The sequence below is a fragment of the Paenibacillus sp. OV219 genome, from assembly GCF_900110075.1.
Lineage (GTDB): Bacteria > Bacillota > Bacilli > Paenibacillales > Paenibacillaceae > Paenibacillus_Z.
Map to the genome: position 1 here is coordinate 25,373 of NZ_FOCJ01000004.1, position 24,356 is coordinate 49,728.

20 protein-coding genes are annotated in these 24,356 nt (G+C 52.0%); 8 read left to right on the plus strand and 12 right to left on the minus strand.

The features are described 5' to 3' along the window. Nucleotides 1–47: 47 nt before the first annotated feature. Nucleotides 48–986: a glutaminase A gene (gene glsA / locus BMY11_RS11960; protein WP_090575806.1), complete on the plus strand. Its 939-nt coding sequence runs from the start codon at nucleotides 48–50 to the stop codon at nucleotides 984–986. Nucleotides 987–1,047: 61 nt separating this feature from the next. Here the strand turns inward: glsA and BMY11_RS11965 are convergent, their stop codons facing one another. Next, a complete protein-coding gene (locus tag BMY11_RS11965) occupies nucleotides 1,048–2,517 on the minus strand; it encodes a DHA2 family efflux MFS transporter permease subunit (protein WP_090575809.1) in 1,470 nt (489 codons plus the stop codon). A 233-nt stretch (nucleotides 2,518–2,750) separates the two neighbouring features. Between BMY11_RS11965 and BMY11_RS11970 the strand changes: the two genes are divergently transcribed. Then, nucleotides 2,751–3,353 carry a TetR/AcrR family transcriptional regulator gene (locus BMY11_RS11970; protein WP_090575811.1) on the plus strand — a complete coding sequence of 201 codons (603 nt, stop codon included), beginning with the start codon at nucleotides 2,751–2,753 and terminating at the stop codon, nucleotides 3,351–3,353. Nucleotides 3,354–3,421: 68 nt separating this feature from the next. Here the strand turns inward: BMY11_RS11970 and glpX are convergent, their stop codons facing one another. The 3 genes from glpX to BMY11_RS11985 form a co-directional block, all read right to left on the minus strand. Next, nucleotides 3,422–4,411: a class II fructose-bisphosphatase gene (gene glpX / locus BMY11_RS11975; protein WP_090575813.1), complete on the minus strand. Its 990-nt coding sequence runs from the start codon at nucleotides 4,409–4,411 to the stop codon at nucleotides 3,422–3,424. Between the two features lie 166 nt (nucleotides 4,412–4,577). Beyond that, nucleotides 4,578–4,799, minus strand: a complete 222-nt coding sequence (locus BMY11_RS11980) for a helix-turn-helix domain-containing protein (protein ID WP_090575815.1) — start codon at nucleotides 4,797–4,799, stop codon at nucleotides 4,578–4,580. A 215-nt stretch (nucleotides 4,800–5,014) separates the two neighbouring features. After that, entirely contained in the window at nucleotides 5,015–5,932 is a 918-nt protein-coding gene (locus BMY11_RS11985) for a phytanoyl-CoA dioxygenase family protein (RefSeq protein ID WP_256217423.1), read from the minus strand. A 141-nt stretch (nucleotides 5,933–6,073) separates the two neighbouring features. On the opposite strand from BMY11_RS11985, the gene BMY11_RS11990 reads away from it, so the two are divergent. After that, nucleotides 6,074–6,952 (plus strand): AraC family transcriptional regulator, encoded by an 879-nt coding sequence (locus BMY11_RS11990; protein ID WP_256217424.1) that lies wholly within the window; start codon nucleotides 6,074–6,076, stop codon nucleotides 6,950–6,952. Nucleotides 6,953–7,017: 65 nt separating this feature from the next. Here BMY11_RS11990 and BMY11_RS11995 read toward each other — a convergent pair whose 3' ends face one another. Next, entirely contained in the window at nucleotides 7,018–7,884 is an 867-nt protein-coding gene (locus BMY11_RS11995; protein ID WP_177182606.1) for a YhcN/YlaJ family sporulation lipoprotein, read from the minus strand. 126 nt (nucleotides 7,885–8,010) lie between these two features. After that, nucleotides 8,011–8,991 carry an aldo/keto reductase gene (locus BMY11_RS12000; protein WP_090575823.1) on the minus strand — a complete coding sequence of 327 codons (981 nt, stop codon included), beginning with the start codon at nucleotides 8,989–8,991 and terminating at the stop codon, nucleotides 8,011–8,013. Nucleotides 8,992–9,592: 601 nt separating this feature from the next. On the opposite strand from BMY11_RS12000, the gene BMY11_RS12005 reads away from it, so the two are divergent. The 4 genes from BMY11_RS12005 (at nucleotide 9,593) to BMY11_RS12025 (ending at nucleotide 13,960) form a co-directional block, all read left to right on the plus strand. After that, nucleotides 9,593–10,585, plus strand: a complete 993-nt coding sequence (locus BMY11_RS12005; protein ID WP_090575825.1) for a ketoacyl-ACP synthase III — start codon at nucleotides 9,593–9,595, stop codon at nucleotides 10,583–10,585. A 135-nt stretch (nucleotides 10,586–10,720) separates the two neighbouring features. Then, nucleotides 10,721–11,641: a hypothetical protein gene (locus BMY11_RS12010; protein ID WP_090575828.1), complete on the plus strand. Its 921-nt coding sequence runs from the start codon at nucleotides 10,721–10,723 to the stop codon at nucleotides 11,639–11,641. Between the two features lie 401 nt (nucleotides 11,642–12,042). Next, complete coding sequence (locus BMY11_RS12020) at nucleotides 12,043–13,137, plus strand: glycosyltransferase family 4 protein (protein ID WP_090575834.1); 1,095 nt, start codon at nucleotides 12,043–12,045, stop codon at nucleotides 13,135–13,137. 106 nt (nucleotides 13,138–13,243) lie between these two features. Further along, nucleotides 13,244–13,960, plus strand: coding sequence for a glycosyltransferase (locus BMY11_RS12025; RefSeq protein WP_090575837.1), 717 nt, complete (start codon nucleotides 13,244–13,246; stop codon nucleotides 13,958–13,960). Between the two features lie 53 nt (nucleotides 13,961–14,013). Here BMY11_RS12025 and BMY11_RS12030 read toward each other — a convergent pair whose 3' ends face one another. From BMY11_RS12030 to BMY11_RS12055, 6 genes are all read right to left on the minus strand, one after another. Beyond that, nucleotides 14,014–14,805: a lipid II flippase Amj family protein gene (locus BMY11_RS12030; RefSeq protein ID WP_090575840.1), complete on the minus strand. Its 792-nt coding sequence runs from the start codon at nucleotides 14,803–14,805 to the stop codon at nucleotides 14,014–14,016. A gap of 33 nt (nucleotides 14,806–14,838) precedes the next feature. Further along, nucleotides 14,839–15,309, minus strand: a complete 471-nt coding sequence (locus BMY11_RS12035) for a GNAT family N-acetyltransferase (RefSeq protein ID WP_090575843.1) — start codon at nucleotides 15,307–15,309, stop codon at nucleotides 14,839–14,841. Nucleotides 15,310–15,439: 130 nt separating this feature from the next. Then, a complete protein-coding gene (locus tag BMY11_RS29595; RefSeq protein ID WP_090575846.1) occupies nucleotides 15,440–17,920 on the minus strand; it encodes a carbohydrate-binding protein in 2,481 nt (826 codons plus the stop codon). A 77-nt stretch (nucleotides 17,921–17,997) separates the two neighbouring features. After that, nucleotides 17,998–20,028, minus strand: coding sequence for a D-apionate lactonase family protein (locus tag BMY11_RS12045; RefSeq protein WP_143069252.1), 2,031 nt, complete (start codon nucleotides 20,026–20,028; stop codon nucleotides 17,998–18,000). 42 nt (nucleotides 20,029–20,070) lie between these two features. Next, entirely contained in the window at nucleotides 20,071–21,123 is a 1,053-nt protein-coding gene (locus BMY11_RS12050) for a Gfo/Idh/MocA family protein (RefSeq protein WP_256217425.1), read from the minus strand. A gap of 131 nt (nucleotides 21,124–21,254) precedes the next feature. Further along, a complete protein-coding gene (locus tag BMY11_RS12055; protein WP_090575853.1) occupies nucleotides 21,255–23,342 on the minus strand; it encodes a helix-turn-helix transcriptional regulator in 2,088 nt (695 codons plus the stop codon). 191 nt (nucleotides 23,343–23,533) lie between these two features. Between BMY11_RS12055 and BMY11_RS12060 the strand changes: the two genes are divergently transcribed. After that, the gene (locus BMY11_RS12060; RefSeq protein ID WP_090575856.1) at nucleotides 23,534–24,355 is read left to right on the plus strand and encodes a stalk domain-containing protein; all 822 of its coding nucleotides are present in this window, start codon (nucleotides 23,534–23,536) and stop codon (nucleotides 24,353–24,355) included. The last annotated feature ends 1 nt before the right edge of the window (nucleotide 24,356 follow it).

Consider the following 24,356-nt stretch of genomic DNA (forward strand, 5'->3'; position numbering starts at 1 on the left):
GAAAGTAAGTACAGCACAGCATAGTCATCAAGAAAGTAGGCGCCTTTATGAACATGGATCAGCTGCGAGCGGCACTGCCGCAATGGGTGGAGGCAAGTCGCAAATACACAACCGAGGGTAGGGTCGCCTCGTATATTCCTGAGCTGGCGAAGGCTCCAGCGCATGCACTCGGGGTAACCGTCATGGGACGGAGCGGCGAAATGATTCGTGCCGGAGAAACGGATTTCCCGTTCACGATGCAGAGCATCTCGAAGGTGTTCACGCTACTGCTCGCGCTCATGGATAATGGCGAGGACGGCGTGTTCGCCAAGGTAGGCATGGAGCCGACGGGCGATGATTTCAATTCGATGCTGAAGCTTGAGCTTGTTGAGCCAGGCAAACCATTCAACCCGTTGATTAACGCTGGAGCGATTGCCATATCGTCACTCATCCATGGCGTTACGCCTGCAGCGAAGACAGAGCGAATTCTCGCTTTCTTCAGCGAGGCGGCAGGCGGGGCGAACCTCACGGTGAACGAGGACGTCTTCCGTTCGGAGTCCGCAACGGCGCACCGCAATCGTTCGCTCGCCTACTTCCTTAAAGATAATGAAGTGCTTGGCGAGGACATCGATGTCGAGGATGTGTTGCAGGTTTACTTCAAGCACTGCTCGGTCGATGTAACGTGCGAACAGTTGGCGCACATGGCGCTCCTGCTTGCTTTCGACGGCACTGATCCACTGACTGGCCGCGAAATCGTCCCCCGCCGTTACGTACAGATCGCGAAGACCTTTATGATTATGTGTGGCATGTACAACGCCTCCGGCGAGTTCGCCATTAAAGTCGGCATCCCCGCGAAGAGCGGCGTATCCGGCGGCATCCTGGCCCTTGTGCCCGGACAATATGGCATCGGGGTGATCGGCCCCGCATTCGGCAGCAAAGGCAACAGCACCGCCGGCGTTCATCTGCTGGAGACGATGTCTACTGCGCTGGATTGGCGGATATTTTAACGGTTCAAAAAAAGCTGCCCAACAAGTCAATCTCATGACCTGCTGGGCAGCTTTTGTATCATTAACCGACGTGCATCATCATTTCAGGACGATTGCCCTCTTCACCCTCGACCGGCTCAGGTTTGCGAAGCACGAGACCAAGCACTGCACCGAATGCTGCGATGAATGTGAGCACGAGGAACGTGTCACCGAACGAGCTCGAAAATGCTGCGAGCTGGCTCTTCGCATTTGGAGCATACACGGTCATACGCTTCGCAAGAATCGTTGCAAGACCTGCTACAGCGAATGACGTCATTACTTGCTGCGCAGCGTTCGTCAGCGATGTTACACGGCTAACGAGATCACGAGGAGCGGATTGCATTAGATGCGTGTTGAGCGGCATCATCGACAGACCCATTCCAGCGCCAAGCAACGACAACGGACCCATGATCATCATTAGCCCGGACGCTTCATCTACTCTGGACAGAATGAACGAAGCGACTGTAACGAGCAGCATACCTGTGAACACAAGCGGTCTTGCGCCGACTTTGTCAAACAGCTTACCGCCGATTGGCATGAACAGACCGGCTGCGATTGCTTGCGGCAGCATGATAAGGCCTGTTTTGAATGCTGAGTAGCCTAGAGCTTGCTGAAGCAGCATGGGAACGAGGAACATCGTGCCGAATAGCGCGATTTGGGAAATCCATTGTACCACGATGCCACGAGAGAAGTCTGAAGAGCGGAATACGCGCAGCTCGAGCAGTGGCTCTTTGCGGGTAAGCTCAACGATTACGAATAGTATAAGTGCGATTGCGCCAACTACGATACCTACGATTGTTTTTGCAGCCGTCCAGCTTACCGCACCTTCACTTACGCCATAAGACAAGCCTGCGAAAGCGATTGGAGCCAAGATAAAGCCTAGTTTATCAAGCGCAGCAACAGCTTGACGCTCAATACGCGGAAGCGTGCGAATACCAAGAAGAATACCAACTGCACCGATTGGCAGATTAATCAGGAACAACCATTTCCAGCTCACATAGTCAACGAGGTAACCGGCAAGTACCGGTCCAAGTGCCGGAGCAAGCAGAATCGGAATACCCATCATCCCCATAACCGCGCCGACTTTATCAGGCGGGCTAAGACGATACGTGAACGCCATTGCAATCGGAAGCACCATACCGCCGCCGATACCTTGAATAATACGGAACATAATGAGCATTTCTACCGAAGAAGCAAGTGCGCAGAGCAGCGATCCGACCGTAAACAGAAACACCGAGATCAGAAAAACCTGCTTCGCCCCGAATCGGTCAGACAGCCAGCCTGCGAGCGGAATAACCGCCGCTTGAGCAAGCGCGTAGCCTGTTACCGTCCACGACACGACTTGTGTTGTCGTGTGAAATTCTTCAACGAGGCCTGGAATGGCTACGTTAACTGCTGTACCATCAAGGACAACCATAAAAATACCGATAATAATTGCTGCGAGCGGGCCTAAAATTTTCCGAATGGAAAACGGCTCTTCGCTTCTTGCAGCTGATGCTGCTTGTGCAGACATAGTTTAACCCTCCAGCTCCCTTAATTTTCCGTCTCTCCAGCTTCTTCCGCTATATGCTGCATTGACCCCCATTTAACAGAGGAGTACAATGTAGGCACAATAGCCTAACGAAACTTGACGGTTTTTTAGTAAATGGACAATTGTCCGCTTACTGTTCAGCTTACATGAACCGTCTCCGCATTGTCAATGAACGACAATGTGAATTTTTTTCAAAATCAGGAGGTTCATGGTTCATGATGCAACGGAGCGAACGAAAGGATGCCGCCAGCAATCGCGAACTTATCCTTGATACAGCGTCCCAGCTGTTCCAGGAGCATGGTATCGACAGCGTCAGCATGCACCAGATTGCCAAAGCAGCCGGTGTCGGACAAGGCACGCTGTATAGGCGCTATTCCTCGAAAGCGGAACTGTGCCTGGATCTGTTCACGGAACGCTTCGGACGATTCGCGGGTGACATGAAGTCTGAATTCACCCCGGCTTTGAAGCAGCCTGTCCGCGAGAAGCTGGCTCATTTCTTAGCTTGCTGGATCGATTTTGTCGGGACAGAATTACAATGGTTTAATGCGATCAAGCCGGATGCATGGTGCATTGACGACAACATCAATGTTTTTCAGTCGGAGCCATTCAGCTTCGTCATTGGCTCGATAAAGCAATTGCTAGATGAAGCTGTAGCTAACGGTGAAATCCGATCGCTGGATGCCGAATTTGCCGCCTTTCAGATCGCAACCTCGATGAGTCCAATCGCCTTCGCGTATTTCACTGAAGAACGCGGTCAATCGGCGGAGCAGCTGAAAGAGCAGTATTTGCGCTATTATGACCGGTTATTTTTCGGATAACCATTAAAAAGGACGTTCCCCTCGCTAGTTTGCGCCGTGGGAGCGTCCTTCTTACATGTAAATATCGGTTACGCTTTCGTTCCGAGCAGACTAATCTGGCCGAGCAGCGGCTTATTTGGCAAGTAATGCTGTGATTTGATGTAACGAATCGTACGCGTCTTCGCTCGCATGACTATCGAATGAGTCTCAGCGCGCTGTCCCGGCAGCATCGTTACCCCGCCAAGAAACTCCCCAGGCGTCACCCCTGTAGCAGCAAAAATCACATCCGTGTCGCCAACCATATCATCCATTCGCAGCAGCTTGCGCGGATTCGTTAAACCCATCGCGATGCAGCGTTTCTCCTGCTCTTCATTCTCAGGCATAAGTCTTCCTTGAATCTCGCCGCCTAAGCACTTGAGCGCCGCGGCCGCGAGCACGCCTTCTGGTGCGCCGCCGGAGCCGACATACAGGTCGATACCCGCCTCCGGGAATGCCGGAGCGATCGCGCCTGCGACATCGCCATCAGAGAGAAACTTGATGCGAACACCTACCTCGCGCAGCGTGCGTATGATGTCTGCATGGCGTTTACGATCGAGCAGCATGACTGTCAGATCAGACACCTGCTTGTTCAGCACAAGTGCAGCCTTCTCGACCGTCGTGCGAATCGGGTCTTCGATACTGAGCTTGCCGGCAAGCGCCGGTCCGACTGCGAGCTTCTCCATATACATATCTGGAGCATGCAGCAGCTTGCCCTTCGGGGCAACGGCAATGACCGCCATTGCATTGTTGAGTCCGCGCGCAACAAGCTCCGTCCCTTCAAGCGGATCAACGGCCACGTCGACCTCTGGGCCTTGAAGGTTGCCTACTTCCTCGCCGATATAGAGCATCGGCGCCTCATCCATCTCACCTTCGCCGATGACAACAGTGCCCCGCATCGACACGGAATCGAGCATGCCACGCATCGCATTCGTCGCCGCTTCATCAGCATGGTGCTTGTCGCCCCGCCCCATCCACGGTGCGGCGGCCAGCGCCGCCAGTTCAGTGACGCGGACAATTTCTAGTGCAAGTTCACGTTCCACGTGCAGCCACACTCCCATTGATTAAATCAAGTGAAATTTTCTGAAGCTGGGCTACTAAACAGAGCTAATGAAATATAATTCCAGTGAGTCAAAAAGCCTTCTTGCTTCGTCCCCGGAGAACCGGAGTCGATGCTAGAAGGCTGAGCAAGGTATGCGGTGGACTGCGTCAAATCTTTAACTCCCCAAGCTTTATTAGCTCGACAACCGCTTGTGAACGACCTTTAACGTTCAACTTTTGCATGACGTTGGAAATGTGGTTTCGAACAGTTTTCTCGCTGATAAACAACTGCTGTGCAATATCTCTCGTTGTTTTATCCTGTACTAGCAGCTCGAAAACCTCGCGTTCACGATGTGTTAACAGAAACTTGCTCTTCTGGTCGTTACCCATTAATTTTGTCACCCCTCCTTGCTCGGGTTTTTATGTTTTACAAGGTTAAGGGATACAGTCAAAGTATATTATGATCAGGCGCCTGTAGTGGTGCGGTATGTCTCGAAAAATGGGCGGGTATTTGTCGTATTGCAATTGTCCCTGTAAAGTCAGCCTATACATGCAAAAAACAAACAGCCATCCCAGACTCGGGATGGCTGTTTGTGATTCTCACTCTATCTGCGCCAGTAATTATTATGCGCATACCGGTACTGCTCCGGCTGCTTCGGCTCATTAATCGCGAAGCCACCTTGCGGCTTATAGACAAAAGACGTTTCGCCTTGTGTATACGAAGCCTGCTTACGGCGTTCGATGCAGTCGTACAGCAAATGCTGCTTGAGTGCGAGATACTCTAGCGTGTGCGGGCCGAATTCGGCTTCGATCTCACCAGGGCGGAACTCATAATAGACGGTACGGCGCAGCGGGTTGCCGTCGCCGGCTGGGGAGCCGTGCAGCACTTCGATATTGTGCAGGATCACATCGCCCGGCTGCATAGGCACCGGAATCGCATCATCTGTTGTAAAACCTGGCTGCTTAATGCGTTTATCCGCATCTTCTGCAGTCCAGCGGTTCGTGCCCGGAATAACCCAGAGGCAGGTCTGCAGATCGGCTTCATCCAGATAGAAATCGACGTTGAAGATCGGCCTCGGATCAATACAGCCATCCGGAACGGCAGCGTCGCGGTGCCATGGCACGATTACGCCTTCATTCGGAGCTTTCAGCACCATCGAGTCCCAAGTCGGGATGAAGTTCACGCCCTGCAGCTTCTCGACCGTCCTTAATATAAAAGGATGCGCGAGCAACACCTTCATCGGGTCGCTCTTCTCAATAACATACTCAATGCGGCGCAGAATGGGCTGGCCTGATTTCACACCAACACCATACATGAAATCGGGATGATCCACTTCCTCCGCTGTCCCTTGGTCAACGAGCTGCTGCATCTCAGCTTGCACGAGGCTCAACTCTTCGCCGCGAAGGACATTTCGTATAACAAGAAAACCATTATCAAGGAAAAATTGCGCTTGGCCTTCGGTAATTACATCTTGAACAGCTGCATCAACATGAGGTAGTTTGATATCAATCGCGCCCATCATCTATCGCTCCCAACCGTGTAATAACTGCTTCACACTTGTAGTATAAGGGAACGCATCGCCCAAGTAAGTAGTTAAAAGTAACAAAGAGGTTGCCCAAATCACACGAATCTGCCATCGTAAGAGATGAAGAGGTGATTACACTTGACCAAGGTTCCTCTGCACCATCATCCGTTGCCCGAGCATGCGGCAGGACTTTATTTTCACCCGCCCTATATTACGTTAGCCCATCTGTTCCATGCACCCAAGCAATGGGATATTCAGAGCCGAATGTTGAGCAGCTATCAGCTGCAATACGTCGTCGAAGGAGCCGCTTCGTATACCATTGAAGGCCAGACCTTTATTACAAGGCGCGGCGATCTCATCTATCACTCTCCGCAGCAAGTCCATGAAGTCCATACGATTCCGAATGAAAAATACATATGTATTTCGATTTTGTTCGATTTTGGCGAGATCCCCTACCCTGTTGAGCAGCTGCTCGGAACAAAGCGCTATCTCGGTAATTTTGCCGGTCATACGATCGAGACGATGCTTACGCAGCTCATTACGCATTATCAGCAGCCTGGACTTGCCCATCATACTCAGTGCCAAGGCCTACTGATGCGCATTCTGGGCGAATTGTCCGGCTGGAAGCAAGATCAGGAGACTAGAACAGAGCCTCAGCATAAAATTAAAACGAAAATGGTCCTCATCCGAAACTTTATCGCGAACAACTACAATCAGGACATTCAGCATCATGAGCTGGAACAGTTGTCTGGCCTTAGCCGCAATTATATTATCGTTAAGTTTCGCAACGCCTTCGGAATCACACCATTCGATTATTTAACTCGAGTGCGCATTGAACGAGCCAAGGAGCTTGCGATTCAGACGAACATGTCCTTCAGCGAAATCGCGAATGCGGTCGGCTACTCGGATGTGCATACGTTTGGCCGTATGTTCAAAAAGAAGCTAGGCACTAGCTTTAGCCAATTCTGCTCGTCGATTGTAACGGATCGAATCGGGCGAATAAACGAAAACAACTGATTCGCGATCTCGCGAATCAGTTGTTTTCTATTTGCGAATAGTAAGGAAGAACGCGGTAATTATAGCTATTTACGTGCTGGGAAGATACGGTCGACCATCGCGTTGAATTCCGCTATGAAGCCTTGGATTGGATGACCAAGCTTCACGTCATTCATATACGAAGTCATGCGGTCGACGAAGTCTGGATTAGCAGACACGTAAACTTCTTTAATTTGCGGAGCCATCGATCTCACTTCACTTGCGATCCGGTCTTTAACGTCACTTGTTACAGTAGACGCATTGTTATTACTCCTCATGAGCGGCGCCGAATTTGGGCTTGAATATGGACGATTAATCGTTGGAGGCATTGTCCGTGTTGGCGTCGAGAGCGGCACGCTGCGCATACTGAAGTTTTTGGTCGTCATATTCGGAGACGAGATTGAGCTTGCGCGCGTTTTGCCTTTGCTGCTCATACTCATGCTCGTACCGGACGACATAATCTTCATGTAAGGGCGCTGGTAAGCTTGTTGCGTACGGCTAAGCGGTGTTGGCGTTGGCACGTAGTTCATCGCCCTTGTCCCCTTAGCCGAAACGTTATGATCTTTGAACGAAACCGCAACATAGGCATTGTCATCGGTCAGCATGACATACGCTTTGTTCACCTCAGGCATCGCTTCGAGCCGTTTGGCAATGGAATCGCTCATCTCAAGACGGTAATTCTTGTGCAGTCCAACAATGTTGTTGCTGTTCAGACGATGGCCGTCTACCCGGTTCATCTCATTCATCTGGTCATTCGCAAATCTTGAATGAATGATTCGGTTGCCATTCATATCATAAGCTACACTATTGCCCCGGATATTACGGTTACCTAAGTCACCCTGCTTCTCCATACACCCTGTCAACATCGTCGTCAACATGGCGCCGGCTGCGAGCATTGCAAATTTCCGCTGCATATGTCTCATCCTCCGTTTCATAAGGAACCGACTTTAGGCGGCCCAGTTATAGCGTTAACCGGACGGAGACACGCTATGCTGACAAGTTTTTAGGTTAAGTTGCGCCTTTTTGCCTGATGGCTGTCCTTACAGCGCACCTACGACTCGATGAGGAACATAAAGCTCTTCAAGGGATGCAATTTCATCTGGTGTTAACTTTAAGGTAAGCGAGCCAATCGATTCCTCAAGCTGGGCGATGCTAGTCACACCGATAATGGGAGCTGTCACAGGTTCCTTCTGCAGCAGCCAGGCAAGCGCGATCTGTACACGAGGAACGCCGCGTTTCTCAGCGATTGCAGCAACCCGGTCGGCGATAAAACGATCCGTCGCTGCAGTTGCGTCATATTTCATTTTCTGCGCTTGATCGGTCTCTGAACGGTATGTTGTTACAGACGCATCGCGAACCAATCGGCCAGAAGCAAGCGGGCTGTATGGGATCACGCCAATCTTCTCTGCCTTACACAGAGGCATCATTTCCCGCTCCTCTTCACGGTAGATGAGGTTCATATGATTCTGCATCGCTACAAACCGCGTCCAACCATGCTGCTGTGCGACATGCAGCGCCTTCTGAAACTGCCATGCATACATAGCGGATGCCCCAATATATCTAGCTTTTCCCGCCTTCACGACGTCATGTAAAGCTTCCATCGTTTCTTCGATGGGCGTATTGTAATCCCAGCGGTGAATTTGGTACAAATCCACATAATCTGTCCCGAGCCGCTTCAAACTTGAATCGATTTGACTCATAATCGCTTTACGCGAAAGACCTGCACCATTGGGACCTTCATTCATGCGGAAGAACACCTTCGTAGCGATGACAATCTCATCCCGATTGGCGTAGTCCTTCAGCGCTCGTCCTACAATTTCCTCACTTGAGCCGCCGCCATACACATTCGCCGTGTCAAAAAAATTAATGCCAAGGTCGAGTGCCCTTTTAATGACCGGACGGCTGTTCTCCTCATTAAGCACCCACGGATGCGTCCATTGTTCTGCTACGCCAAAGCTCATACAGCCAAGGCATAGACGGGAAACGTCCAAGCCAGTATGACCGAGTTTTACATATTCCATTCGATTTGTCCCTACTTTCTCCAAAGGTATAACAAGAGTGTACAGTCTGGAGTTAACTCCAAGTCAATATGCTGTTTCGGCTGTTTACCTTTTCCTTGATAGCCATCCATGACCCTTACTCGTTTTCCAATTGCCCAAATTAGACTTAACATCCACGTTATTATTTCGATTGGAATCTCTCTGTCCTTGGTTTATATACTCAACATAAGTCATTAACTTCGCATAATCCTGTTCATCTCTAAGAAAAAACACGCCAATTACATCCGTTTCATCATTCTCATTCGCCTTAACAATATGAGAAACAATACGGTATGAGTTAATCGTGTTATCAATTCTTCCTTCCTAAACTCCTACAACACCATTTATCGGTAAAATTCTGTTGTAATTGAGGCATAAAATGATTCTATAGATAGGATATAGACATCAGCATTAAAGTAGTGTAATCTATAATTAGTACCAAGTACTAGTACCTGATATTAAATTGGTATCGCCAATGCAGCTATCTAAATCAGCCAATGCCGTTTTTTTTGCAGCCTTACAGCTAATACTGACAAAACAGGCACCACTATGAATGACTACTCTTTAAAGGAGTTGACGAACGATGCCTCACTCATCACTACGATCTCTTACTGCAATTACAGCCTTTGGTGCCTATGTGCCTGAACGCGTGCTGACGAATCATGATTTGGAACAGATGGTGGATACGAATGATGAATGGATCTTTCAACGTACGGGGATAAAGGAGCGCCGAATTGCCGCAGACGACCAGTTCTGCAGCGATATGTGCTTCGGTGCCGTCCGCGATTTGCAGCTGCGCTATGGCGTCGTGCTTGAGGACGTCGACTATATCATCGTGGCAACGACGACGCCGGATACGTTCTTCCCGAGCATGTCTGCTCGCGTGCAAGCCGAGTTCGGTATCGCATCATGCGGAGCTGTCGACATTCAAGCTGCGTGTGCGGGCTTCGTTGCTGCACTTCAGATGGCGAATGGCCTCCTACTCTCCGGCGTTTATCATAAAATATTAGTAATCGGCGCAGAGACACTGTCCAAAGCGACCGACTATACAGACCGCACCACCTGCATCCTCTTCGGTGACGGTGCGGGTGCAGCGCTGCTTGAGCGCGATGACGAAGGCGCCTTTCTCGCTTCCTACTCGGCAACGAACGGTGAAGACGGCCGTCATCTGTACCGTTCCAGCCTCGCAACTACGATTAACGGGCAGCCGATTCAAGCGAACGGGCTCATCGTGCAAAATGGCCGCGAAGTGTACAAATGGGCGGTAACTACGGTACCGAAGGGCATTAAGATGCTGCTCGAGAACAGCGGCTACAGTGTCGACGAAGTCGACTGGTTCGTGCCTCATAGCGCGAACATGCGGATCGTGGAATCGATCTGCGAGCGCACTGGCATTCCGTTGGAGCGTACGTTAACGAGTATGGCGCAGTATGGCAATACGTCTGCGGCCTCCATTCCGCTCGCGCTTGATCTAGCGATTAAGGATGGACGGATTGCTAACGGCGATACCGTTCTGCTCTACGGCTTCGGCGGCGGATTGACCGAGTCGGCGCTGCTGCTGCGTTGGACGCTATGAAGACGCGTATGAAACAGTCCCTTTTGACTTGAGCAATGAGGGGCTGTTTTGTTTTATTTTGTCGATTGGGGGCAAAGGAAGTATACTAGTACTAATGCGTTTACAAGTTTAATAGAAAGAGAAGGTAGCCCCGCCATGAATGATCTCAAACAAGCCTATGAATTGCTCGGCCTGACTGAAGGTGCATCGAGGGAAGAAGTGGAGAAACGGTATTTCATATTGCTCCGGCGTGATCGCTCCAACAAGCAGCGCGAAGGAGATGAGCAAGATGATTTCCCTAGCCTGGAGGAGATCAACCGTGCGTACCGGCTTATCGTCGGCCATGAAGACGAGAAGACCATGGAGAAGTACAATGAGGCGTCTTATGGAAAATATAAATCGATGGGACCCACGTTTCAGAAAATCGACCATTTCGTCAGCTATTATAAGTTCCACGTTCTCGGTGTAATTGCTGTAATTGCCATTCTGATCTATGGGATTCACGCTTATGATGTTCACCGCAAGGAGAAAGCGGAGCTTGCGAAGCTGCCTCCGGTTAATGTGAGCGTCTCCTTCTTCGGTGAGTATTTCAACGTGGACGGCACGTTCCAGAATTCCGATATGAAGCCGTTTGAGACGAAGTTTACTTCGCAATTCCCGCAGTGGAAGCGCGTCGTTACTTACTTCACTTTTGTCCCTCAAGAGATGACGAGTCAGCAGGACTCCGCTTTGATGCAGAAGAGCATCATCGACCTAATGATGAACAAAGCCGATGTGTACATTTTGGATAAGCCGAATTTCATTAAGCTGGCACAAGACGGATCGCTGCTCCCGCTGGACGGCGATGCTGCCAGCAAAATGAGCTTCTCCTACAAGCCTGAGTCGGCGTTCAAGACTGTCACTCAGGACGATCCGACACTGCATGTCTACGGCGTGGACATCGGCGGCAGCTCGCTGCTCAAAGACTTGCCGGTCATCGGCAAGGAATACATCGCCGCAATCCGCATCAACGGCGAGCATCATGACAATGCGTTCACGTTTATCCAGAAGTATGTGAATAACGTGAAGACGAAATAGTTGGTTTGATTGATGAACCTCTGCTGCCTTTGGCGGCGGAGGTTTTTGTGTTTGGTTGGATAGGATTAGGAGATGTAGATCCCTGGGGGATTCTCTTTGGGAACCGGAGTATGGCTCGCGCGCCAAGTCTACCTTAACATCAGCCCATGTAGCTGGTCTGCTGGACCTCTTCCACGTTTCCGCCGCCATTTCCGCCTATGTAGCTGGTCTGCTGGACCTCTTCCACGTTTCCGCCGCCATTTCCTCCCATGTAGCTGGTCTGCTGGACCTCTTCCACGTTTCCGCCGCCATTTCCGCCAATGTAGCTGGTCTGCTGGGAGCAGTAACCCAAGCTTCTCCCATTCCACCGACATACACTAGCAATGAGTGTCTATGTAAGCGTGTGAGAGAGGAAGATTGCGATGAAGCTGCTAGTTACCTATTTTATTCCGAGCGGCGGGATTGAGACGTTGAACCGGCTGCGCTTCCATGCCCTTCGCGCGGTAGGCATTGAGGTGCATGCGCTGTACCTGTGGAATGGCGCGGGGAGGCAGAACATGGCGGACATCCCCCATTTTGTGACGAATAACGATCACGAAATCCAGACTGTCCTCCAAGCAGGCCGTTACGACGCCATCATCGTCACCTGCGATCACCTGATGCTCCAGCGGCTGCGCGGACTTGGCTACACCGGCGCGCTAATCTACGAGGCGCAAGGGCTCGGAACGAAAGAGCAAGCAACTGGCACGCTCGCATTCGGCTCAACGTTTATCCGTGCTTTTGCAAATGCAGCCATTAGTACGCCGACCTCGCACCTCATGGAGCTGTTCCAAACCTACCTCGGCGACCTGCCCCGTTTCTACGTCCAAAATATGATCGACACGAACCAGTTCATCCATCTAGGTCCCGCAGCTGCTGCACTTAATCCGTCAGGCGCACCGATCATCGGCTGGATCGGACGGCTGGAGCGCAACAAGAACTGGCCCCTCTTCCTCGATATTTGCAGCGTGCTTGCATCCGTAAGGCCGGAGCTGCAAATCTGGATGTTCGAGGACGCCACTATCTCAGAGCCCGGCGAACGGGAGCGATTCCATGCCCGCATTCACGAGCTGAACCTGACACAACGGCTGACGGTCCGCTCCAACCTCCCGCACAGCCATATGCCGCTCTACTTAACCGCCATCGGCGATTCCGGCGGCCTCCTCATGTCTACCTCCATAACCGAGGGCTTCGGCTATGCGGTTGCAGAGGCAATGAGCTGCCGCTGCCCAGTGCTGTCCACTGACTCCGACGGCGTCCGCTGCTTCATTGACCATAATCGAACAGGCAAATTTTTCTACTCCAGCACGGTTCCTGAAGCGGTGCAGGCCGCAAGCGAGCTTATGGATAATTTGCCGCTGCGCAGCGCCATTCGCGATGCAGCTGACCAGCACATTCGAACGCATTTCTCGCCAAGCCGCTATGCCGCGGATATCGTCAATATCCTCGTCGCCCTCAGACTCCGTCCCTACGTCTAGCAGCTGCTGCCAAAAATAGTCTTTTAACTAAGAACACCTGCTGTGTCTGCATCCGCCCTGTCCCCATATAGTGAAGATAGAATGAACTATCGCGAGGTGAACGATCATGCTGCCAAAAGTGTCTATCATCATCCCGTTCTACAACGATCCCTATGTCGATCAAGCGATCGTCAGCGCACTCTATCAGACGTATCCGAACATTGAGATTCTCGTCATCGACGATGGCTCGACGAAACATCAGGATGTGATTGCACCTTATCGATCCCGGATCATTTATCTTGGCAAAGCGAACGGGGGGACCGGCAGCGCACTCAATTACGGCATCGCGATGGCTACTGGCAAATACGTCGCTTGGCTGAGCTCTGATGATCGGTTTCTTCCTGACAAAGTCGAGCGGCAAGTGGCGTATATGGAACGGACTGGAGCACGCATCTGCCATACCGACTATCACGTCATGAACGAGCATGGCACCATTACGCAGTATGCAGCAGCAATTAAATTCCCATCGGCAAAAGCATTCATTAACGGCATTCGCCACGGTTGTCCGGTCAACGGCTGTACCATCATGATGACGAAGGAGCTGTTTCAAGACATCGGCGGCTTCAATGAGTCGCTCCCGTACACGCATGACTATGATTTATGGATTCGCGTGCTGTTGTCGAGGGTTGATTTTCACTACTTGAACGAGGTACTGACAGTCTATCGCCGCCATCAGCAAATGGGAACCGTCCGTAACTTCAACACGGTCATGCAAGAAGCGAATATGGTGAATGCGACTTATGGGGCGCTGCTCGATTCCCTGCTCGCACAGCTTCCTGGATAATGAGAAAGCCTGCCGGCACCTTGTGAAGTGCGCCTAGCAGGCTTTTTGCTTGTTTAGATCATTTTCACAATATAACCGATAAAATAAGCCGCAGGGATTAGCACGAACTGCGCAAGCATCGTTCCGAAGAAGCGGGCGGTCATGAGCACGACGTAGATTTTGCCCAGCCGGTCACGATGGGTTTCGTCGCTGAGCGCTTTGTCTGTAATAAGCCCGAGCTGCGGGTCAATGAAGATGGTGAGCAGGATGGTCGCGATGCCATTGATGAGGCCGGATGCCTGTGAGGCGGTGGTGCTGAATTGTGGGTATATATGCGCGGCATACAGGGAAGCCAGGACGCCGACGGTATAGAAGGAAGTCACGATCATACTGAGCAAAATAAACTTTTTCGGAATGCCGAGGTAGCGGAAACGTTTGAGGTTAAGCTTGGGTGCTTTGAGGTAATATTTCGTATTCTTCAACTGGCCGATCGTGACGCTCGTGATAAGCTTCGGGAGTGAGCCCGCGATCTCAAGCTTGGCAATCAATCTGCCGAACAGGTTCACGAAAGTGGGAAAAAGAATGATCGCAAACAGTGTCCCAATCGACGAGGCGAGCAAAATAAATCGCAAATACGTAAGCAACTGGAACGTCGCATGATGCTTCGCGTAATCGACGAACTTGGCGGTCAGCGGTGCTTGGATAAGGTTTGCCGTACGTGAGACAAGGACGATGATCCCGGTCAGCGACAGCGCGACAGCGATTTTGTTCAGCCGGACGCCGGCGAGCCGTACCGCATAGGACAGTGTTTCTGTTGTATGGATAATCATTGTCATAATGAATACGATAATGAGATTGTTCGTCAACGGCGCTTCAACTCCATAGCGTTCAAAATGGGGCTACCAGTGTTTCTCCAGCGCTTCCTCACTCGGGCGAAATCCGCTTCGTTCATAGAATTGGACGCTGGTGCTGCTTGGCCATAGAATGAGAAACTCGACCGCTTGCTCCTTCGCCCACAGCTCCATCGACTGATGAATTTGAGTTCCGATCCCGCGGCCTCGATAATCGGGTCTTGTGTATACATTTGTGACATAGCCGAAGTACGGGTCCCGGACTCTACCTGGTCTAGGCACCTTATGAATGAGTTGCAAGTACATATGTGCGACGATACGCTCGTCCTCTTCAGCGACCCAGATGAACCAGTCTCCGCCCGTGATCGCCTGTTCGAGAAACGCCGAGCACGTTCTGTAGAACTGTTCTTCTCCTTCAGCTCCCTGCCGCAGCTCTGGATAATCCTCCACCGTGAACGTATAACGTATTTGGGCAAGCTCGCTAATATCATTTACTGTTGCGAGTCGAATAGTTGTCAATAGTCCCCCTCCTTGTCTGTTCAACTCTACTATACTAAACCTACTCTACGAATGGAAAATCTATGATATCTATACAGAAAAAGGCGCGGCCACTTTCATGCCACGCCCAACACCTCACCACTCCAACACCCTAAAACCCGCTATTACCGTTCAACGTCGGCACGACCAAGCTGCTCGCATTCGTATAGCTTGCCAAAGTGTTGCCGCTGGCGATGTTGAAACTGAACTGTGTGCGGCCGCCGCTGTCACCGTAGGCAGTGTTATCGATATGGATCCCCTCGGTCTCACCGTTTGTGATCGTATTTAACTCAATCCTCACATTTTGCATCGGATTCACATCCAGCCAGAAATGAAGGCTCGCATGATTGTGCCCCGTATGCCCGGCGTTATTGATCGTGTTGCGCTGGAACTTGAGTCCATTGATGGTATACGAAGGCTTTGTCGGTTCAACCGGCTCCGTCGTCACGATCATGCCAGCATTGTAGGTGCTGTCGATCACATTGTCGCGATAGATCAAGCTGCTGCCACCAACGTCAGACATTCCTCTACCCCAATAGCTCGCAATAATGGTATTAAACTGCGCGGTATTATTGTGGGCGACGGTCTCAAAGTTCATCAGGTTTACTTGCGCAACGCCGTCATCACCTAAGCCGCGCATGAAGTTGTTCTGCGCCAGGTTGTTCGCGTCGCCGCCATCTCCCCAGTGGATCGCGTCAAAATACGTATTCATAATCCGGTTGTTCTGAATGACCGAATTCGACCAGTCATTCCAGCCCTCGAAGCAGCCGACATGCTCGCCCCATAGATTTTGCAGCACATTGTTCGAGCCTGCGCCTGCCGTTGTTGTAATGATGATCCCATAGCGCGAGTCACGCTGTGTATCGACGCCGCTGATGCGAAGATCGGAGATTGTCGTATTGTCGTTAATCTGGAAACCGACATCGCCTCCCCAATCACTATTCGTAATCGTGCTATGCAGATGCGAATACCAAATACCCGCGCCTTTGATCGTCATCCCTGATGGTACTTGAAGTTTGTCACTCTGGTTATACGTGCCCGGTGGAAACCAAACGGCTTTGCCTGCAGTTGCTGCGGCATTAACGGCATCCTGAATCGCTGTCGTATCATCGGCTACTCCATCGCCGACTGCATTGTACGGAGCCGACTTGACCGAGATGAAGTTCGCTGGCATCGCAAGCGGCGCTCCCGCCGTCTCCAAATCGATTAGATCAATACCGTACCATGCCAAGCTGTTCCCGGAATCCTTCTGGATTTTGACCGTATCACCCGCATTCAGCTCCACCACAAAATCCTTATCATCAAAGCTGCGCACATACGTCGATCCCGGCGCAGTATCATAGTTAAACGTCGAAGTCAGCGCTAGATCTTGACGCTTCACACCGTTGACATAGAGAGCAATGGAGCCGCTCGTATTCTGTGGGATGCTGTAACGCAGCACGAGCCGGTTCGCATCACGGACATTCGTCCACATAACGGATTCGCCGGTCGCATCGAGGTGGACGTAGCTTTTGCCAGATGAGGCTTCTTTCTTCACGGCCGTATCGTTGTTCAAAGTCGCACCGCCGCCCAGCGTACTGCCCTCCGCCTCATACGTGGTAAAAGGAACCGTCGCTCCCCTTGTATTGTTATTCGTCAATCGGAACCAGTTGAAGTTGGCAATTCCTGAACCGATGACGCCTTTGAAGTACAAGTTGTGCACGCCTGTAGCCGACCCAACAATCGGCCAAACTTGCGTCTCGAACGTCGACCAACTGTCCGTATTTGCTACTGTGAACGTACTGATAACGGGACCGGTCAAGCTGTCCAGCCGCACCTCAAACTTGTTGCCAGTTGCAATGGCAGCGACACGTGCCTCCAGTGTTTTGTAGCCGCCGCTTAGATTCACGTCTTTAAAAATGAGGTAATCATCCGCATCAAAGCTGCCCACCTGCGAGCCGCCGCCTGTATCTGTAGTCATCGAAGCCGTCACGCCTGACATCGCGTCGTACCCTTCCGCTTCAAGTTTGACAGCCGTCGTCATCTTAATGACCGGCGACCAATTCGTCTCGTCAAAACTCATATTGCCGTTCGCGCCAATCGTAAAATAAATCGCGTCCCCCGCTTCCACATGAATATCGGAGACGCCGCTTGGCGTCACATCCGCCGACGATGTGACTGTGGCACTCCACAGCTGCGCCGTGTTTTTGTAAATGCGCGCAATGACGCCATTGCTGCTCGCATTAACTTTCGTAATCGTTCCTGTAATCTCGATGTTTCCGGCTTGCGGAGCGACCCACTTCTTCACCGCATCGAGAGTCGTTTCCGGATGGAAGAACGAATCACGGACGTAGGGATAACCGGAAGCTTCCTTCCATTTGGCCGGGGCTGTCGCGTCATATTGGCTAAGATACGAATACGTCGTACCTGACTTTTTCATGTTGAACCAGTTGTTTACGCCTTGAACGGAACCGAAGGAAGATTGCGCGCCGTACGTGATCGTCTCCAGAACTGGGGCTGCCTCCGACTTCTTCGCGTCTGTTACGAAACAGCTTGCGATTAGAGCTGCAGCTAGAACGCCGCAGATCCCATACTTCAGCATGTTTCTTAACATGCATGCATTTCTCCTTTATGGATCGGTTGGATGGTACGCGAGCTGAGAGACGGATTCTACGACTCTCAGCCTCCACATCAATCTACGATGGCGAAAGCGAACGGCTTCAGCATCAGCTCAAGCGTGTCCGCAGCCACCGGCTGCGATGGCAGCGGGCGCTCCTCCAGCCGCAGCGACGAGGCATCAGCTGCTGCGAAGCTGCGCTCGTCAAGAACGCGCAGCCGCGACGGCAACAACCCGCCGCTAAGCTTCACTTGCAGCGTGACCGCTTCATTCGTATAGTTAGCAAGCAGCAGCGCGAGCCGCCCATCACGTCCACGCACCGCCGCTGCTTCGCAGATTAATGGATCGGATACGCGGCAATCCAACAGCTCCGCGCCTTGAAGCTCGCCAGCCGCAGCGAAGGCATGGAATAGCGGATACACCGAATCCGCACCTTCCCCCATCACCCCAAGCGGACCGACTGTCTCGTAATAGCACGCACGATCCACGCCTGCTTCCGCCAAATGACGCAAGCTGCCGAGTGTCCAGCCTGCCCCGAACAAGGACCACTGGCGCGCATCAATATGATTGGCGCGCTCCTCCGCTCTGAGCCTGCCCTCTTCGCTAACTGCAACCGGATTCATGCGCGGCTTGAACGTGATCGGTCCGACGCTGAGCGCAAGCCCCGGCGCAAGCTCTCGAGCGCTGCGCACCGTATCTCCATGCGCGGAGACGGTCTCCGCTATGGATGCCGTATCGAAGGCATGCACCTGAGGATTGATCGTATACATCACCGCTTCAAGCTGCGGCGCGAGCGGACGTTCAACTCGATTTAGCTCCGCGAAATAAGCCCGCGTTCCGCCTCCGACCTTGAACTGCAGTCCCGCCTCGCCTTGCAGCCTGCGAAGCTCGACCAGCAGCTCTCCCGAGCTTACAACGCTGTCCTCTTCGTAAATAAATATCGTGTCCACTAGCGAGCCATCGCCTGCAACAGCAATCGCCATAACCAACGCCCGCAGCTGTCCCTGCTGCAACATAGCATCACCGCTGCTAACGACCGCTTCCAGCTCCAAACTCATGCCAAGCCTAGTCGCAGCATCCGATGCACAAGCGAGCGTCGACTCCCAATCTGGCCCAGACAGCTTCAATAACGATCTCACAAACGAAAGCTTCAACCGCTGAAGCACTTCGATTTCCCGCTCATTATGCATATGACCAGGCGTTACGGACAAGCCAACCTCTGGCATTCGTCCAATAACTGCTTCTGCAAGCTCGACTGTAACCGCTTCAGCAATATCGTCCGCTAAAGCAAGCCCTCCCGCCACACCACCAACATACGTTTCCGCGCCAATCAGCCGAAGCGTTACTTGCTGCTGCACACGCTGCCCTTGCAAGATTTCAACCGGATAAGGCAGGCGCAGCGGCGTACAGTAGGTTTTGAAGGAGGCATCCGTCCAGTTGCGCTGATCCTCCATCTCGAACAGGTCACCTGCAAAGCGCAGCTCTGCTGACACGCTCTCCGTAACAAGATGACGAATGGCTGTCATATCGGAGAAAGGCTGATGCGGCGAGATCCGTTCCGGGAACACCCCCGCGAGCTTTCCGCCATCGGCAGTCTCTACCTGGACAGGGCATCCCGCCAGAGAAGACGGATGCAGGACGCAGAAGCCGATGCGATTGCAAAGGAAGCTGCTCCCTGCAATCCCGTCGAACGAGAACGTAATTGTGCCGTCCGCTTCGCCCACAATCAAACCCTTCCATTCAAAATCCACCTCGCCCTGGCGATGCTCCGCGACAAATGCGACCTCGAACGAATCGGCGCGCCGCGTCACTTGCTGCTCGCGAAACACCGGCTTAATCGTGCCCCAGTTCTGGTCACGAACAGCCGCATAGATGCCGCGGACAACTTCCTGTCCCCGGTATCGGATATACCGCAGCCCGCCTTCCTCCAATATGGCGGTAAGCGGTCCAGCCTGCAGCCTGCGCCGCTCAGGCAATGGCGCAGGTGAGCCGTAACGCAGCTGCCTTACATCGCGCTCGCTGCGGCTTACCATCCTGACATCACCAGACGCTTTAACGCGTCCGCCACTCGCTTTTTCATCGACCTCATTGCTCCCTCTTCGCACCTGATCGCTTTCCAGTTCAATCGTTCCTCTATCTTCCGTATGCTAGTATTCAAAGCTTATCGCTTGATGCGTGCGCGCGCTTTCGTATGTGGAGAAGGTTAATCTCAGCGTCCGCAAATTGTCTTCACCGCTCGTTTGGAACGGCTCGCCCGACTCCAAGCAATGGACAAAATGTGATGACAGCCGATAGTGGCTCTCATCGTGATCAAGCTCGGTCGGTCCAGTCAGCACACGCTTGCCACCGTTATTGTCGATGATTGCAATGCTGCCATCGCCATATAGCTTCAGTGTTGCTTTGTCGCCGTCAATGACGAACTGCTCGATATGATGCGCCAGCACGATGTCCGGTTCAAGCGCTCCATGCAGCTCTCGGCGCGTCGCCCAGCTCATATCCAGCATGCCATAGAAACCGTCGTGTCCGAGCGTTACGAGACCCGAATCCTCCCCAATCACATGTGGGCTGCTGTACTGGAATTCCGCATAGAGCCGCTTCGGCTCGCCAAGCAGAAATCGCCATGTATCGAACCAGTGAACCCCCATCTCGTAGAAGAGAAGGCGCGGCATCTTCCTGAAGAACGGCTGCGGCAGCTTCATGTCCTGCGACATCCGCATCGTAAAATAATCCGAGTGCATATACCGCGCAGCCAGCACGCGGCCAAGCTCGCCCTCATCGAGCACCTGCTTCATCTTCTGAAAGATCGATAGCCAGCGCCAATTCTCCGTCACCATCAACCGCACTCCTGCATCAGAGGCTGCCTTCACCATTCGCTCAGCTTCCTCATAGGACTCGGCGAAGGGCTTCTGACACAGCACATGTTTCCCTGCCTTTGCTGCCATCTCGACGAAGGCCGGATGTGTCTCCGGACCGGTTACGATATCAACAATATCGATATCCGCCTTCTCCAGCATCTCCTCAAGCGATCCGTAGAGCTGTTCTGCAGGAACCCCGTAACGGCGCGCTTTTTCGATCATTTTGTCCCGGCTCCGATTACATAGCGCGGTAATTTGTACATTCGGAATGCGGCTCCAAGCCTGTAGATGCTTCTCCGACCAGAACCCTGTCCCAACAAGCCCAATTCTCCAAACCACCATCATTCGCCCCTCATTCGATCGTTTTGATGTCGAAAATACAAAAAGTATGTATATTGTATACATTCATTGCCGAACTCGATATTCCTCCAACGGATTGGGGCTTATTTTATAAAATATATGACTAGGTTCGGTTGCTATGCTTTGCGGGAAACTGCCGGGAGCTTGTTCAGCAGCTGCACGCGATTCTTTACGCCCGCCTTCTTGAAAATATTCGAAATATGCTTCTTCACCGTCGCTTCGCTGAGGCAAAGCTCGCTTGCGATTTCTTTGTTTGAGCGTCCCGCGACGAGAAGCCGGGCTACCTCTTGCTCACGGAACGAGAGCAGCACCTCCGGCGCCCCAGACACTTCCGCGGCTTCTTGCTTCTGCTCCTCCGCACGTCTGCTCTGCACCGCGTCCTCTTCGGGCAGATCGAAGGAAGCAATCATTTTGCTCATATAGCTGTGAAGCTTGCTGCCTCTCGTATCCATGAAATAATAGCGGTTCATCGTCACCCCGTCGTAATCAGAATGCGTGACTCCTTCCACAACCTCAAGTCCGAGGCTCGTGCAGATCGCATAGGAGATTGGGTTCTCCGTTGGCGCTGCGACCACGAATCCGGCAGTTAGAATATGGGAGATAAACGTAAATAAGGACGCCTGCATCATGGAAATATCGGAGAAATCGTACACATCAAGGATTTTCACAAAATAGCCGGCTTTCGTATGTCCAGGTACCATGAGCTCGCTTCGTTCAGAATGAGAAAGATGATTGAAATATGCTGCCGAGATTGGACTCGACTGTAAGTAATTCATCGTCTTCGTGTTGATCGGTATAATCTCCATCAAGCCATAGATGGTGCCTTCGGCGTTGCGAATGAGCTTCACACAGGTCGGATCAAGCTCATATAGCTCTTTCATGCGGATTTGATTCAGAATCCCGAGACTCTCATTCGCCGTCAGTATGTATTCTTCCTGCAGACCGGTTTCCCGGTTGATAAAGTGGAGAAATGCATCGCGTGCCGTCTGCCTTCTGTGTTCAATATACCGCTCAGCCTCCGCCCAATTCGACGGATGAAGCGGCTCTGCGCTGAAGGAGATCGACTGCTGATAGAGCAAGAATTGAAGAAACTGGTTGCCGATGTAGAATAAAATCTCGCCGTTCTCCCATGCCGCTGTCTTCTGCTTGGCGGATTGCTTCATCTTGTCGCAATAGAAGAGGACGCAGCGCTTCCATATCCGGTGGTAATATTCTGGCCTGCGAAGCCGCAGATCCGCGCCGATCGCGTCCCTGAGCAAATCATGCAGCAGCCAACCCCTCTCTACGCGTTGCACGAAGGAGTAACCGGTGAGCTTCAGAAACTGCTCGTTCGTCACCGGCTTCTCCAGCACTCGGCTAAGCAGCTCCTGATTGAAGCTGCGAAGTACCGCCGACGCCTCTACCAATTCCCGCATATCCGGGTCAGGTACTTCACGCAGCCATGTGCTGACGACCTGCATAAACACTTCGCTGTCTGCGAATGCCTCCTTTGGCAGCGCGCCTGCGAGCGTCGTCGAGACGAGCAGTGAAAGCGTTAGCGGATGTCCCTTCGTTCTGCTCCAAATCTGCTTGATATTGTCTGCCTTCACGATACCGAAGCGCTCCAGATAGAGCTGCGCGGCATCATAATTGAGGTCGCCGAGCGGCAACTGGTGGATGAGCTGTCGCCAGCCTGGCGATGACAGCCACGCCCCCTGAAGCCTGAACCTGCCGGCAAGGATGACGAGAATGCCAGGATGCAGCTGTGCGAGAAACTGCTCCCGCAGCCAATATTCCATCTCGCCGAACGATTCGAAGGAATCGAGTGCCAGCACCATTTTGCCGTGAAGCGCCATATCGGCCAAGGCTTGCAAGCAGCTCTCGATCAGCTGCAAGGCGTCACTGCTTTGAAGAATCGACTGCATCGGGTAACGGATCGCACGCAGCACATGATGGCAGAAGTCTACCGGATTGCCGGGAAAGACGCGGCAGTCCAGCAGTAGAAATTGAATGTTCCGCTGACTTGCTAACCGCCGGAACTCGTGCAGCAGATAGCTTTTGCCAATTCCTCCGGTCCCGTACACATTGATAATACCGCCTTGATCTGACGCCCCTTGAAGCCGATCGACAAAGAACTCAATCTCTTGATCCCGTCCAACAAGGTAGTGCTGTTCCATCAAATCGAGTGTCCGCGCTACCCGCTCATTACCGCTGCCTCTCTCCATGTCCACGCCCCTCTTATCTAAGCATCAGGTTCCGTGAATACCACTCGAGGTACTCCTTTTTTACAACTTTCGGATAATGTTTATTTTACAGCCGCTATGCTATTTTTGAAATATCTGTAAGTGAGCCTGTTGGCCTAATTTTGCTGCATTTATTGGGGAACATATAAAATTTATTTGGGAGGTTTATAGTAATGAAGAAAAAAAGCATGATTGCCTTGCTATCCGCCACAGCGCTGCTCTCAATGACTACGGGAGCGTTTGCAGCCACGACGTCAACGACGATTAAGGCTGTGCTCGACGGGACGCTTCACTTCAAGAAAGACGGCAAAGACTGGCAGCCTACCGATGCGAATGGCAAGAAGCAGCTCCCGATTACGTACAATGGCACCACCTATCTTCCGCTTCGCTCGACTGCAGACGCGCTCGGCGTACCGCTGAAGTATGATGCGGCAACGAAGACGGTCAGCCTCGGCGAATCGGGCACGACAGCTTCCAATAAGCAGGTCACCTTTTATGACAAACATATTAAGATGGTCAAAGACTTTACCATAAAATATTACGATGTTATCAACAAAGCGCAGCTTGTGTTTGATGGCAAGCAGTACAATGGCGCGTACTCTTTCGCGGTAGCTCATACGGAAGATTATTATTTGTCCTTCGATTTCGGTGCGAAGTATAACACGCTTCACCTTGTGGTTGTCCCTGAAGTCGATATGAAGATGAAAGTGTATAACGGTGACAAACAGCAGATCTCCGAGGAGATCTCGCTCTACAAGGGCGAAGTGAAGGAGGTCGACGTCGATTTACAGGGAAGCCAATCCGCGATGATCTACGGCTACGGCGTTGACTACGGCAAGGATGTCTTCCTCAATATTCTGAAAGACAGCTACGTGACGAATGTGCCCATTCCGGGTCCTGGCCTACAGCCCCCTGATGATATCGGCTCAACTATCCACTACACGAACACCTTCAAGAGTCGCATCCCGCTTATGACAAGGGGGACTTCTTCTTGAA

Coding starts and splice junctions, on each gene's coding strand:
- glsA (WP_090575806.1), top strand. CDS start 48: ATGAACATGGATCAGCTGCGAGCGGCACTGCCGCAATGGGTGGAGGCA.
- BMY11_RS11965 (WP_090575809.1), bottom strand. CDS start 2,517: ATGTCTGCACAAGCAGCATCAGCTGCAAGAAGCGAAGAGCCGTTTTCC.
- BMY11_RS11970 (WP_090575811.1), top strand. CDS start 2,751: ATGATGCAACGGAGCGAACGAAAGGATGCCGCCAGCAATCGCGAACTT.
- BMY11_RS11980 (WP_090575815.1), bottom strand. CDS start 4,799: ATGGGTAACGACCAGAAGAGCAAGTTTCTGTTAACACATCGTGAACGC.
- BMY11_RS11985 (WP_256217423.1), bottom strand. CDS start 5,932: ATGATGGGCGCGATTGATATCAAACTACCTCATGTTGATGCAGCTGTT.
- BMY11_RS11995 (WP_177182606.1), bottom strand. CDS start 7,884: ATGCAGCGGAAATTTGCAATGCTCGCAGCCGGCGCCATGTTGACGACG.
- BMY11_RS12000 (WP_090575823.1), bottom strand. CDS start 8,991: ATGGAATATGTAAAACTCGGTCATACTGGCTTGGACGTTTCCCGTCTA.
- BMY11_RS12005 (WP_090575825.1), top strand. CDS start 9,593: ATGCCTCACTCATCACTACGATCTCTTACTGCAATTACAGCCTTTGGT.
- BMY11_RS12010 (WP_090575828.1), top strand. CDS start 10,721: ATGAATGATCTCAAACAAGCCTATGAATTGCTCGGCCTGACTGAAGGT.
- BMY11_RS12020 (WP_090575834.1), top strand. CDS start 12,043: ATGAAGCTGCTAGTTACCTATTTTATTCCGAGCGGCGGGATTGAGACG.
- BMY11_RS12025 (WP_090575837.1), top strand. CDS start 13,244: ATGCTGCCAAAAGTGTCTATCATCATCCCGTTCTACAACGATCCCTAT.
- BMY11_RS29595 (WP_090575846.1), bottom strand. CDS start 17,920: ATGTTAAGAAACATGCTGAAGTATGGGATCTGCGGCGTTCTAGCTGCA.
- BMY11_RS12050 (WP_256217425.1), bottom strand. CDS start 21,123: ATGATGGTGGTTTGGAGAATTGGGCTTGTTGGGACAGGGTTCTGGTCG.
- BMY11_RS12055 (WP_090575853.1), bottom strand. CDS start 23,342: ATGGAGAGAGGCAGCGGTAATGAGCGGGTAGCGCGGACACTCGATTTG.
- BMY11_RS12060 (WP_090575856.1), top strand. CDS start 23,534: ATGAAGAAAAAAAGCATGATTGCCTTGCTATCCGCCACAGCGCTGCTC.